Below are 13,111 nucleotides of genomic sequence, written 5' to 3' on the forward strand. Positions count from 1 at the left end.
TTGACGGCATGGAACAGGTTGTGCAGATTCTTGCCGTGATCGTCGTCGGTCCGCTCCTGGGTGTCGAATTCGGGGTCGCCGCATTCACCAACCCGATCCTGCAGCGACTTCCCGAGGCCGCCTACTGGCAAGCGCGGGGCGCCGGCGGCCGGATCCTCGGGACGGCGATGCCGTTCTGGTATCTGGGGTCGGCCGGGCTGGTGGCCGCGGCGGCGGTGTGGAATCGCGGACCGCTGCTCATCGCCGCGGTCGTGCTGATGGGGTTGATCGTCCTGCTGTCGGTCACCGTGCTCGTGCCGATCAACAACCGCGTCGCGGCGGCAGTGGGCGCCCCCGGCGCCGGTGGCGTTGCCGAGGACGCCGAGCACTTCCACGAGTTGGCCCGGCGTTGGGACCGCCTGCACTGGGTGCGGGTCGGCCTCCTGGCCGCGGCGTTTGTGTTGGTGGTGCTCGCCGGCGCACGCTGAGGCGCGGCGAACGTGCGCAGCACGCCGGTGCCCGGCGGCGCGTCTGGGGGCAAACGCGCACGCTCGCGGTGTGGATTAGGAAGTCACCGGGGGCGTCGGCTACTCTGGTCGGGTTCCACCGAAGACCGTCGGTCACCTAGCAATAGGTTGAAGGTCCGGGAAGTGTCCCGGCGGCCCACGCAGGAGGACGAGGCTAGACCAGTTTCGTGCTGGATATCTCTGCGCCCCGACCTGTCTGCGTCGGGGCGTTCGTCATTTCACGGCCCCAAGTTGGTGGAGCGCCCGATACCCACCACAAGGAGGCATGCATGGCCAAGGCTGACAAGGCCACGGCGGTTGCCGACATTGCTGAGCAGTTCAAGGCGTCGACGGCCACCGTCGTCACCGAGTACCGCGGGCTGACTGTGGCCAACCTGGCTGAACTGCGTCGTTCCCTCGGCGCCTCCGCCACGTACACCGTCGCCAAGAACACTCTGGTGAAGCGCGCTGCGACCGAAGCCGGCATTGAAGGTCTCGACGAGCTGTTCGCCGGTCCCACGGCGATCGCGTTCGTCCAGGGCGAGCCGGTTGACGCCGCCAAGGCGATCAAGAAGTTTGCCAAGGACAACAAGGCGCTCGTCATCAAGGGCGGCTACATGGACGGCAAGGCGCTGTCCGTCGCCGAGGTCGAGAAGATCGCCGACCTCGAGTCGCGCGAGGTGCTGCTCGCCAAGCTGGCAGGTGCCATGAAGGGCAACCTGTCCAAGGCCGCAGGCCTGTTCAACGCACCTGCTTCTCAGGTGGCCCGCCTCGCCGCGGCGCTGCAGGAGAAGAAGGCCGGCGAAGAAGCAGCGTAGCTGCGTCGTTTGAACCACTGCTCGCAAAGCAACCGCACATAACCACCCACCATCTGTAAGAAAAATCAGGAAGGACCATCACCATGGCCAAGCTGTCCACCGACGAACTGCTCGACGCGTTCAAGGAAATGACCCTGCTGGAGCTCTCTGAGTTCGTGAAGCAGTTCGAAGAGGTCTTCGAGGTCACCGCCGCGGCTCCGGTCGCCGTTGCCGCTGCCCCGGGTGCCGCCGCCGGCGGTGCCGCCGAGGCCGGCGAGGAGCAGTCTGAGTTCGACGTCATCCTCGAGGGTGCCGGCGACAAGAAGATCGGCGTCATCAAGGTCGTCCGCGAGATCGTCTCCGGCCTGGGCCTGAAGGAAGCCAAGGATCTGGTCGACGGCGCTCCCAAGCCGCTGCTGGAGAAGGTTTCCAAGGAGGCCGCCGAGGACGCCAAGGGCAAGCTGGAAGCTGCCGGCGCCAGCGTCACCGTCAAGTAGTCCATACCTGGACCGCACGAATCCCCGGATCCCCACGGATCCGGGGATTCTTTGCTGTGTGAGCAGGATTGGTGTGAAAGTGCACCGGGTATATAGGTACAAGCATGTGTGGGTGGTACCCAGTGCGCTATGGTGACTCAAGCCACAGGCCGCAGCAGGTGGCGGGGTGAGCCGTAGGCGGAAGGATCTTTATGGGCGTCCAAATCGATGTGACGGGGCTGAGCAAATCTTTCGGATCGTCAAAGATCTGGGAGGACGTCACGATGTCGATCCCCGCTGGCGAGGTCAGCGTGCTCCTGGGCCCGTCGGGTACCGGTAAATCCGTCTTCCTGAAGTCGCTGATCGGCCTGCTGCGCCCCGAGCGCGGTGAGATCATCATCGACGGCACCAACATCCTGGAGTGCTCGGCCAAGGAGCTCTACGAGATCCGCACCCTGTTCGGGGTGCTGTTCCAGGACGGCGCCCTGTTCGGCTCGATGAACATCTACGACAACACCGCCTTCCCGTTGCGCGAGCACACGAAGAAGAGCGAGAGCGAAATCCGCAACATCGTGATGGAGAAGCTCGAGCTCGTCGGTATGCCCAACGACGGTCACAAGTTCCCCGGCGAGATCTCCGGCGGTATGCGCAAGCGCGCCGGCCTGGCCCGCGCCCTGGTGCTCGACCCGCAGATCATCCTCTGCGACGAGCCGGACTCCGGTCTGGACCCGGTGCGTACCGCCTACCTGAGCCAGCTGCTCATCGACATCAACGCGCAGATCGACGCGACGGTGCTGATCGTGACGCACAACATCAACATCGCCCGGACCGTGCCGGACAACATCGGCATGCTGTTCCGTAAGCAGCTGGTCATGTTCGGTCCCCGTGAGGTGCTGCTGACCAGCGAGGAGCCCGTCGTCAAGCAGTTCCTCAACGGCCGCCGGATCGGTCCGATCGGTATGTCCGAGGAGAAGGACGAGGCGACCGCGGCCGCCGAGCAGGCGATGCTGGACGCGGGTCAGCACGACGGCGGTGTCGAGGAGATCGAGGGCGTGCCGCCGCAGCTGACCGCCACCCCGGGTATGCCCGAGCGTGCCGGTGTGGCCCGCCGTCAGGCCCGGGTGCGCGAGATCCTGCACACCCTGCCGCCGGCCGCGCAGGCCGCCATCCTGGACGACCTGGACGGCACCCACAAGCTGCCGGTGCACCAGTTCGGCGACGAGCCCACGACCCGGCATCAGCGGCCCGTCGAAGACGACGCGCCCACCGGTGTCATCGAGGTGCCACACCAGGCGTGAGTTTTCGCCAATCAGGCCGGGCCCATTCGGGTCCGGCCTGATTTGTGTCGTGAGAGGGCAGGAGCCGAATGCACGCGCAGCGGGGTCAGCCCACCCGATTCGAGGAATTGGGCGGCGGCGTCACCCGGGCGCACGGCGTCGCGCACCGGCACATGACCCACCAGCTGGCGCGGGCCGAATACCTCTCCAAACGTTGGCTGTGGGTCGTTTTGGCCCTGGTGACCGTTGTCGTCCCCGTCGTCCCCGTTCTTTCCGCCCGCATACCGTTCTCGGGCGAGAATCTCCCTTATCTCCTGTACGGGCTGGCGTTCGCCGTCGCCATGGGTGTCGGGGTCTTCACCGTGTTCGGGTTCGGCGTGCTCGTTCTCGCAGCACCCCGGAGCTGGGCGCTCAAGCTGCCTGCCGGCACTGCCGTGTGGGCCGAGTTCAGGCCGGAGGCCATCGGTATCGGCTGGTTGGAGCGCTTCGATGCGCTCTACCTCGACCAGGTACTTCAGGTCCGGCGTGTTGACTCGGTTCTCGTGGTGCAGGGCGTCGGTGACATCGAACTGCTGATCCCCGACGAACTGGTACCGCCGGACATCGCCGCCACATTGCTGTCCACCTTCAAAGAGCGTCGCCGGGTGATTCCGTCGTATTCGGAGGCGGCGAGGCCCGGGCTGAGGCAGCGGACGGGTCCCGACGGGGTGACCCGCACCAGGGACATTGCCGACGCCGGCCTGGCCGACGAACTGGGCGCCGCGGTCAAGCGCAGTGTCGTGACGCGATTGGCGCTCGCACTCGCGATCCTCATACCGCTGGTGGTGCTCGGCTATTCGTATGTCGAGGACGGGCAGCTGACCGCGTCTTCGGTGCTCCGCGCGGCTGTGCTGATGGTCGCCGCTGTCGGTGCGCTCACGTACGTGGTGTACTTCGCGACACCGGCGAAATTCCGTCAGTTGGTTCCGCCCGGAGCGCCGATCGCGGCCGAGTTCGGTCCGCAGCAGATCGGGGTACGTCTCGGAGGCCATCTGCAGATCCTGAAGCTGGACGGTATCGAACGCGTCTGGCACGCTGACCACGTATTTCACGTCTCGGCGCGAAGTTTGGGAGCAGGGCTGGTCATCCCGGACCGGCTGGTTCCGGCGGATGTCGCATCAGGGCTGTTCGCCCAATTCGGCGCGGCGTGACCCGCGGACAAGATAACGCCCGCTCAACCGTTGCGCGAGCTGCGGATCCGGGGCAGAGTTGGGCGCATCAAACCGCGCGTCACCTCTTGACGGAAGGCCATGGACAGGCCAATCTGTTGGGCAGCATGTGTGAAGGGTTTAGTGGACGCCAGCCAGCGCCGGGTGACCCAATTCATGCAGTGGATGTGTGGTGGTTGAGGAATGCGCCGTCTTGCGCTATCGTTGGACGTTGCGCTGGCTGCACCCTGCCCACCCTCACCTGATCTGCACATAATGTTCTAGCCTGAGCGTTGCTCAGTATCTAGTCCTGTGCCGTGCGTATGGGGTTCTGGACAGGCCAAAGCCAGCCGAACCGACGCAGAATCGCGGCCCAGAAGGACGGCTCTTGCTGGCCCTTTCAAAAGTCGCATGAGGTGCTGGAAGGATGCATCTTGGCAGTCTCTAGCCAGAGCACAGCGAACGCTAACACCAATAACTCCGTCCCAGGAGCACCGAACCGAGTTTCATTTGCCAAGCTCCGCGAACCGCTTGAGGTTCCGGGGCTTCTGGACGTTCAGACGGATTCCTTCGACTGGCTCGTCGGAGCGGACGGCTGGCGCCAGAAGGCTGTCGATCGCGGTGAGACCGACCCCAAGGGCGGCCTCGAAGAGGTGCTCGAAGAGCTCTCCCCGATCGAGGATTTCTCGGGCTCGATGTCGCTGAGCTTCTCCGACCCGCGCTTCGACGAGGTCAAGGCTCCGGTCGACGAGTGCAAAGACAAGGACATGACGTACGCGGCCCCGCTGTTCGTCACGGCCGAGTTCATCAACAACAACACCGGTGAGATCAAGAGCCAGACGGTCTTCATGGGTGACTTCCCGATGATGACCGAGAAGGGCACCTTCATCATCAACGGCACCGAGCGTGTCGTGGTGAGCCAGCTCGTGCGCTCGCCCGGTGTGTACTTCGACGAGAGCATCGACAAGTCCACCGAGAAGACGCTGCACAGCGTCAAGGTGATCCCGGGCCGCGGTGCGTGGCTGGAGTTCGACGTCGACAAGCGCGACACCGTCGGTGTCCGTATCGACCGCAAGCGTCGTCAGCCGGTCACCGTGCTGCTCAAGGCGCTGGGCTGGACCAGCGAGCAGATCACCGAGCGCTTCGGCTTCTCCGAGATCATGATGGGCACCCTGGAGAAGGACAGCACCGCCGGTCCCGACGAGGCCCTGCTGGACATCTACCGCAAGCTGCGTCCGGGCGAGCCGCCGACCAAGGAGTCCGCGCAGACCCTGCTGGAGAACCTGTTCTTCAAGGAGAAGCGCTACGACCTGGCCCGCGTCGGCCGCTACAAGGTCAACAAGAAGCTGGGGCTGAACCTGGACAAGCCGGTCCAGTCCTCCTCGAACACCCTGACCGAGGAAGACGTCGTCGCCACCATCGAGTACCTGGTGCGCCTGCACGAGGGCCAGACCACGATGACCGTCCCCGGCGGCGTCGAGGTTCCGGTCGAGGTGGACGACATCGACCACTTCGGCAACCGTCGTCTGCGTACCGTCGGTGAGCTGATCCAGAACCAGATCCGGGTCGGCCTGTCCCGCATGGAGCGCGTCGTGCGTGAGCGCATGACCACCCAGGACGTCGAGGCGATCACGCCGCAGACCCTGATCAACATCCGTCCCGTCGTGGCGGCGATCAAGGAGTTCTTCGGCACCAGCCAGCTGTCGCAGTTCATGGACCAGAACAACCCGCTGTCGGGCCTGACCCACAAGCGTCGTCTGTCGGCGCTGGGCCCCGGCGGTCTGTCCCGTGAGCGTGCCGGCCTTGAGGTCCGCGACGTGCACGCCAGCCACTACGGCCGGATGTGCCCGATCGAGACCCCTGAGGGCCCGAACATCGGTCTGATCGGCTCGCTGTCGGTGTACGCCCGGGTCAACCCCTTCGGCTTCATCGAGACGCCGTATCGGAAGGTGGCTGATGGTGTTGTCACCGACCAGATCGACTACCTGACCGCCGACGAGGAGGACCGCCACGTCGTGGCGCAGGCCAACTCGCCGATCGACGCGGACGGTCGCTTCAGCGAAGACCGCGTCATGGTCCGTCGTAAGGGTGGCGAGGTCGAGAACGTGGCCCCGTCCGACGTGGACTACATGGACGTCTCGCCGCGCCAGATGGTGTCGGTCGCGACCGCGATGATCCCGTTCCTCGAGCACGACGACGCCAACCGCGCCCTGATGGGTGCCAACATGCAGCGCCAGGCGGTTCCGCTGGTGCGCAGCGAGGCCCCGCTGGTCGGTACCGGTATGGAGCTGCGCGCCGCGATCGACGCCGGCGACGTCATCGTCTCGGAGAAGGCGGGCGTCGTCGAGGAGGTCTCGGCCGACTACATCACCGTGATGGCCGACGACGGCTCCCGGCACACCTACCGGATGCGCAAGTTCGCCCGGTCCAACCACGGCACCTGCGCCAACCAGCGTCCGATCGTGGACGCCGGGCAGCGTGTCGAGGCCGGCCAGGTCGTCGCCGACGGTCCGTGCACCGAGAACGGTGAGATGGCCCTGGGCAAGAACCTGCTCGTGGCGATCATGCCGTGGGAAGGCCACAACTACGAGGACGCGATCATCCTGTCCAACCGCCTGGTTGAAGAGGACGTGCTCACCTCGATCCACATCGAAGAGCACGAGATCGATGCCCGCGACACCAAGCTGGGCGCCGAGGAGATCACCCGGGACATCCCGAACGTCTCCGACGAGGTGCTGGCCGATCTCGACGAGCGCGGCATCGTCCGCATCGGCGCCGAGGTCCGCGACGGCGACATCCTGGTCGGCAAGGTCACCCCGAAGGGTGAGACCGAGCTGACCCCGGAGGAGCGCCTGCTGCGTGCCATCTTCGGTGAGAAGGCCCGCGAGGTCCGCGACACGTCGCTGAAGGTGCCCCACGGTGAGTCCGGCAAGGTCATCGGCATCCGCGTGTTCTCCCGCGAGGACGACGACGAGCTGCCCGCCGGCGTCAACGAGCTGGTCCGCGTGTACGTGGCCCAGAAGCGCAAGATCTCCGACGGCGACAAGCTCGCCGGACGCCACGGCAACAAGGGCGTCATCGGCAAGATCCTGCCCGTCGAGGACATGCCGTTCATGCCCGATGGCACCCCGGTGGACATCATCCTGAACACCCACGGTGTGCCGCGTCGTATGAACATCGGCCAGATCCTGGAAACCCACCTCGGGTGGGTGGCCAAGGCCGGGTGGAACATCCAGGTCGCGGACGGAACTCCGGAGTGGGCATCCAACCTGCCCGAAGGTCTGCTGTCCGCTCCGACCGACAGCATCGTGAGCACTCCGGTGTTCGACGGTGCCCGCGAAGAGGAGCTGGCCGGTCTGCTCGGCTCGACGCTGCCCAACCGTGACGGTGACGTCATGGTGAATGCCGACGGCAAGGCGACGTTGTTCGACGGCCGCAGTGGCGAACCGTTCCCGTACCCGGTGACGGTCGGCTACATGTACATCCTCAAGCTGCACCACCTGGTGGACGACAAGATTCACGCCCGCTCCACCGGCCCGTACTCGATGATCACCCAGCAGCCGCTCGGTGGTAAGGCGCAGTTCGGTGGTCAGCGGTTCGGCGAGATGGAATGTTGGGCCATGCAGGCCTACGGCGCCGCCTACACCCTGCAGGAGCTGCTGACCATCAAGTCCGACGACACGGTCGGCCGCGTGAAGGTGTACGAGGCGATCGTCAAGGGCGAGAACATCCCCGAACCCGGTATTCCGGAGTCGTTCAAGGTGTTGCTCAAGGAGCTGCAGTCGCTGTGCCTCAACGTCGAGGTGCTCTCCAGCGACGGCGCGGCGATCGAGATGCGTGACGGTGACGACGAGGACCTGGAGCGTGCTGCTGCCAACCTCGGTATCAACCTGTCGCGCAACGAATCCGCTTCAGTCGAAGACCTCGCCTGATCTCGCCCAGTACTCAAGTTTCAACACCCGCAAGGGGAAAGGGAGTTACGTGCTAGACGTCAACTTCTTCGATGAACTCCGCATCGGCCTCGCCACCGCGGACGACATCCGCAACTGGTCCTTCGGCGAGGTCAAGAAGCCGGAGACCATCAACTACCGCACGCTCAAGCCCGAGAAGGACGGCCTGTTCTGCGAGAAGATCTTCGGACCGACTCGCGACTGGGAGTGCTACTGCGGCAAGTACAAGCGTGTCCGCTTCAAGGGCATCATCTGTGAGCGCTGCGGCGTCGAGGTCACTCGCGCCAAGGTGCGTCGTGAGCGGATGGGCCACATCGAGCTGGCCGCGCCCGTCACGCACATCTGGTACTTCAAGGGTGTTCCGTCCCGGTTGGGCTACCTGCTCGACCTGGCCCCGAAGGATCTGGAAAAGATCATCTACTTCGCGGCTTACGTGATCACCTCGGTCGACGACGAGATGCGCCACAACGAGCTGTCCACGCTCGAGGCCGAGATGGCCGTCGAGCGCAAGGCCGTCGAGGATCAGCGCGACGCCGACCTGGAGGCCCGGGCCCAGAAGCTCGAAGCCGACCTGGCCGAGCTCGAAGCCGAGGGTGCCAAGTCCGACGTGCGCCGCAAGGTGCGCGACGGCGGCGAGCGGGAGATGCGTCAGCTCCGCGACCGGGCCCAGCGTGAGCTGGACCGGCTCGACGAGATCTGGACCACCTTCACCAAGCTGGCCCCCAAGCAGCTCATCGTCGACGAGGTGCTCTACCGCGAGCTGCAGGACCGCTACGGCGAGTACTTCACCGGTGCCATGGGCGCGGAGTCGATCAAGAAGCTCATCGAGAACTTCGACATCGAGGCCGAGGCCGAGAGCCTGCGCGAGACCATCCGCAGCGGCAAGGGCCAGAAGAAGCTGCGCGCGCTCAAGCGCCTGAAGGTCGTCGCGGCCTTCCAGCAGTCGGGCAACTCCCCGCTGGGCATGGTGCTCGACGCCGTCCCGGTGATCCCGCCGGAGCTGCGTCCGATGGTTCAGCTCGACGGTGGCCGCTTCGCCACCTCCGACCTGAACGACCTGTACCGCCGCGTGATCAACCGCAACAACCGGCTCAAGCGACTGATCGACCTCGGCGCGCCCGAGATCATCGTCAACAACGAGAAGCGCATGCTTCAGGAGTCGGTGGACGCGCTGTTCGACAACGGCCGTCGCGGCCGTCCCGTCACCGGGCCCGGTAACCGTCCGCTCAAGTCACTGTCCGATCTGCTCAAGGGCAAGCAGGGCCGCTTCCGTCAGAACCTGCTCGGTAAGCGCGTCGACTACTCGGGCCGTTCGGTCATCGTGGTCGGCCCGCAGCTCAAGCTGCACCAGTGTGGTCTGCCCAAGCTGATGGCACTCGAGCTGTTCAAGCCGTTCGTGATGAAGCGTCTGGTCGACCTGAACCACGCGCAGAACATCAAGAGCGCCAAGCGCATGGTGGAACGTCAGCGTCCACAGGTGTGGGATGTCCTCGAAGAGGTCATTGCCGAGCACCCGGTGCTGCTGAACCGTGCACCTACGCTGCACCGCCTGGGTATCCAGGCCTTCGAGCCGCAGCTGGTGGAAGGCAAGGCCATCCAGCTGCACCCGCTGGTGTGTGAGGCGTTCAACGCCGACTTCGACGGTGACCAGATGGCCGTGCACCTGCCGCTGAGCGCGGAGGCGCAGGCCGAGGCCCGCATCCTCATGCTGTCGTCGAACAACATCCTGTCCCCGGCGTCGGGTAAGCCGCTGGCCATGCCGCGTCTGGACATGGTGACCGGTCTGTACTACCTGACCACCGAGGTTCCCGGCGATGTCGGCGAGTACGTGCCGGCCGCCAAGGATGCCGCGGAGCAGGGTGTCTACAGCAGCCCGGCCGAGGCCATCATGGCGCTGGACCGCGGCGCCCTGTCGGTGCGCGCCAAGATTAAGGTGCGGCTGACCGACGCCCGTCCGCCGGCCGACGTCGAGGCCGAGCTGTTCGAGGGTGGCTGGAAGCCGGGCGACGCCTGGACCGCCGAGACCACGCTGGGCCGGGTGCTGTTCAACGAGCTGCTGCCCAAGGGCTATCCGTTCGTCAACGAGCAGATGCACAAGAAGGTCCAGGCCCGGATCATCAACGATCTGGCCGAGCGTTTCCCGATGATCGTGGTGGCGCAGACCGTCGACAAGCTCAAGGACGCCGGTTTCCACTGGGCCACCCGCAGCGGTGTCACGGTCTCGATGGCCGACGTGCTGGTGCCGCCGCAGAAGCAGGAGATCCTGGAGCGGCACGAGGCCGAGGCCGAGGCGATCGAGCGCAAGTACCAGCGCGGCGCGCTGAACCACAACGAGCGCAACGAGTCGCTGGTCAAGATCTGGCAGGACGCCACCGAAGAGGTGGGTAAGGCGCTGGAGGAGTACTACCCGGCCGACAACCCGATCATCACGATCGTGAAGTCCGGCGCCACGGGTAACCTCACCCAGACCCGCACCCTGGCCGGCATGAAGGGGCTGGTGACCAACCCGAAGGGTGAGTTCATCCCGCGGCCCATCAAGTCGTCGTTCCGTGAAGGCCTGACGGTGTTGGAGTACTTCATCAACACCCACGGTGCCCGTAAGGGTCTGGCCGACACCGCGCTGCGTACCGCCGACTCGGGTTACCTGACCCGTCGTCTGGTGGACGTGTCGCAGGACGTCATCGTGCGCGAGACCGACTGTGAGACCGAGCGCGGCATCGTCGTCACGCTGGCCGAGCGCGGCCCCGATGGTTCGCTGATCCGCGATGCGCACGTCGAGACCTCGGCGTTCGCCCGCACCTTGGCCACCGACGCGGTCGATGACAAGGGCAACGTCGTCATCGAGCGCGGCCATGACCTGGGTGACCCGGCCATCGACGCGCTGCTGGCCGCCGGTGTGTCGCAGGTGAAGGTCCGCTCCGTGCTGACCTGCGCCTCGGCGTCGGGTGTGTGTGCCAAGTGCTACGGCCGCTCGATGGCCACCGGCAAGCTGGTCGACATCGGCGAGGCCGTCGGCATCGTCGCCGCCCAGTCCATCGGTGAGCCCGGTACCCAGCTGACCATGCGTACCTTCCACCAGGGTGGTGTTACCGGTGGCGCCGACATCGTCGGTGGTCTGCCTCGCGTGCAGGAGCTGTTCGAGGCCCGTATCCCGCGGAACAAGGCGCCCATCGCCGACGTCGCGGGCCGGGTCCGGCTGGAGGAGAGCGACAAGTTCTTCAAGATCACCATCGTTCCCGACGACGGTGGCGAGGAAGTTGTCTACGACAAGCTCTCCAAGCGTCAGCGGCTGCGCGTGATCACCCACGAGGACGGCTCCGAAGGCGTGCTGTCCGACGGTGACCACGTCGAGGTCGGCGACCAGCTGATGGAAGGCTCCGCCGATCCGCACGAGGTGCTGCGCGTCCAGGGCCCCCGCGAGGTGCAGATCCACCTCGTCAAGGAGGTCCAGGAGGTCTACCGGGCCCAGGGTGTGTCGATCCACGACAAGCACATCGAGGTCATCGTCCGGCAGATGCTGCGTCGCGTCACGATCATCGACTCGGGTGCCACGGAGTTCCTGCCCGGCTCGCTGACCGAGCGTGCCGAGTTCGAGGCCGAGAACCGTCGCGTGGTGGCCGAGGGCGGCGAGCCCGCGGCCGGCCGTCCGGTGCTGATGGGTATCACGAAGGCCTCGCTGGCCACGGATTCGTGGCTGTCGGCGGCGTCGTTCCAGGAGACCACTCGCGTGCTGACCGATGCGGCGATCAACTGCCGCAGCGACAAGCTGCAGGGTCTGAAGGAAAACGTGATCATCGGCAAGCTGATCCCGGCCGGTACCGGTATCAACCGTTACCGCAACATCCAGGTGCAGCCGACCGAAGAGGCCCGCGCTGCGGCGTACACGATCCCGTCCTACGAGGATCAGTACTACAGCCCGGACTTCGGTGCGGCCACCGGTGCCGCGGTGCCGTTGGACGATTACGGATACTCGGACTACCGGTAGTCACTGACGAAGAGGTCCCCGCGCCCGTTGTCTGGGTGCGGGGGCTTTTTCGTGGGTCCGGGCATGTCGTGGCGTCCCGGATCAGGCTCGAGCCTGCTTTGTCACGGCAGAGTGGCTCTCGGCGCCGACAGCCACTCTCGCGTGACAAAGTTGGACGGCAAAGTCATGTCACCGGACCCACCTAGACTTGGCGGCGTGCTCATCGGCTCCCATGTAGACAACACCGACCCGTTGGCGGCGGCCGTCGCAGATGGCGCTGACGTGGTGCAGTTCTTCCTCGGTAACCCGCAGAGCTGGAAGAAGCCCAAACCTCGCGACGACGCCGACATGCTGAAGGCGTCGGGCGTCGGCCTGTATGTGCACGCGCCCTACCTGATCAACGTGGCCTCGGCGAACAACCGGGTGCGGATCCCGTCGCGCAAGATTTTGCAGGACACCTGCGACGCCGCCGCCGAGATCGGCGCCACCGCGGTGATCGTGCACGGCGGCCACGCCGACGACAACGACATGGCGGCCGGCTTCGAGCGCTGGGTCAAGGCGCTGGATTACCTGGAAACCGACGTTCCGGTCTACCTGGAGAACACCGCAGGCGGTGACCATGCCATGGCCCGGCATTTCGACACCATCGCCCGGCTGTGGGAACGCATCGGGGACAAGGGAATTGGCTTCTGCCTGGACACCTGTCACGCCTGGGCGGCGGGGGAGGCGCTGATCGATGCGGTCGACCGGATCAAGGCCATCACCGGCCGGATCGACCTCGTGCACTGCAATGACTCACGCGATGCGGCCGGCTCTGGCGCCGATCGGCATGCGAATTTCGGTGCCGGGCAGATCGATCCGCAGTTGTTGGCGGCGGTGGTAAAGACAGCTGATGCGCCGGTGATCTGTGAGACGTCCGACGCGGGCCGCAAGGACGACATCGCCTTCCTGCGCCGGCACGTCGACTGAACACGC

General features: G+C 65.6%; 7 protein-coding genes and 1 pseudogene. All 8 read left to right on the forward strand.

Features of this window, described 5'->3' with window-relative positions:
- Window positions 1-8 precede the first annotated feature (8 nt).
- The 8 genes and pseudogenes from FR943_RS07095 (at window position 9) to FR943_RS07130 (ending at window position 13,105) form a co-directional block, all read left to right on the forward strand.
- Window positions 9-467, forward strand: a complete 459-nt coding sequence (locus tag FR943_RS07095) for an anthrone oxygenase family protein (protein ID WP_217155649.1) — start codon at window positions 9-11, stop codon at window positions 465-467.
- 308 nt (window positions 468-775) lie between these two features.
- Window positions 776-1,300, forward strand: a pseudogene (rplJ, locus tag FR943_RS07100) (50S ribosomal protein L10); the annotation flags it as partial.
- An 86-nt stretch (window positions 1,301-1,386) separates the two neighbouring features.
- Window positions 1,387-1,779, forward strand: a complete 393-nt coding sequence (rplL, locus tag FR943_RS07105) for a 50S ribosomal protein L7/L12 (RefSeq protein WP_217155651.1) — start codon at window positions 1,387-1,389, stop codon at window positions 1,777-1,779.
- Window positions 1,780-1,970: 191 nt separating this feature from the next.
- Window positions 1,971-3,056: an ABC transporter ATP-binding protein gene (locus FR943_RS07110; protein ID WP_217155652.1), complete on the forward strand. Its 1,086-nt coding sequence runs from the start codon at window positions 1,971-1,973 to the stop codon at window positions 3,054-3,056.
- Window positions 3,057-3,124: 68 nt separating this feature from the next.
- The gene (locus FR943_RS07115; RefSeq protein WP_217155653.1) at window positions 3,125-4,225 is read left to right on the forward strand and encodes a hypothetical protein; all 1,101 of its coding nucleotides are present in this window, start codon (window positions 3,125-3,127) and stop codon (window positions 4,223-4,225) included.
- A 413-nt stretch (window positions 4,226-4,638) separates the two neighbouring features.
- Window positions 4,639-8,154 (forward strand): DNA-directed RNA polymerase subunit beta, encoded by a 3,516-nt coding sequence (rpoB, locus tag FR943_RS07120; protein WP_217155654.1) that lies wholly within the window; start codon window positions 4,639-4,641, stop codon window positions 8,152-8,154.
- A gap of 49 nt (window positions 8,155-8,203) precedes the next feature.
- Window positions 8,204-12,157: a DNA-directed RNA polymerase subunit beta' gene (locus tag FR943_RS07125; protein WP_217155655.1), complete on the forward strand. Its 3,954-nt coding sequence runs from the start codon at window positions 8,204-8,206 to the stop codon at window positions 12,155-12,157.
- A 195-nt stretch (window positions 12,158-12,352) separates the two neighbouring features.
- Window positions 12,353-13,105, forward strand: a complete 753-nt coding sequence (locus FR943_RS07130; RefSeq protein WP_217155656.1) for a deoxyribonuclease IV — start codon at window positions 12,353-12,355, stop codon at window positions 13,103-13,105.
- Window positions 13,106-13,111 lie beyond the last annotated feature (6 nt).

It is taken from the genome of [Mycobacterium] fortunisiensis (assembly GCF_019050325.1).
Lineage (GTDB): Bacteria > Actinomycetota > Actinomycetes > Mycobacteriales > Mycobacteriaceae > Mycobacterium > Mycobacterium fortunisiensis.

Excerpts from the sequence above, each read along its gene's own strand:
- FR943_RS07095 (WP_217155649.1), top strand. The coding sequence starts at position 9 with ATGGAACAGGTTGTGCAGATTCTTGCCGTGATCGTCGTCGGTCCGCTC.
- FR943_RS07115 (WP_217155653.1), top strand. The coding sequence starts at position 3,125 with ATGCACGCGCAGCGGGGTCAGCCCACCCGATTCGAGGAATTGGGCGGC.
- FR943_RS07110 (WP_217155652.1), top strand. The coding sequence starts at position 1,971 with ATGGGCGTCCAAATCGATGTGACGGGGCTGAGCAAATCTTTCGGATCG.
- rplL (WP_217155651.1), top strand. The coding sequence starts at position 1,387 with ATGGCCAAGCTGTCCACCGACGAACTGCTCGACGCGTTCAAGGAAATG.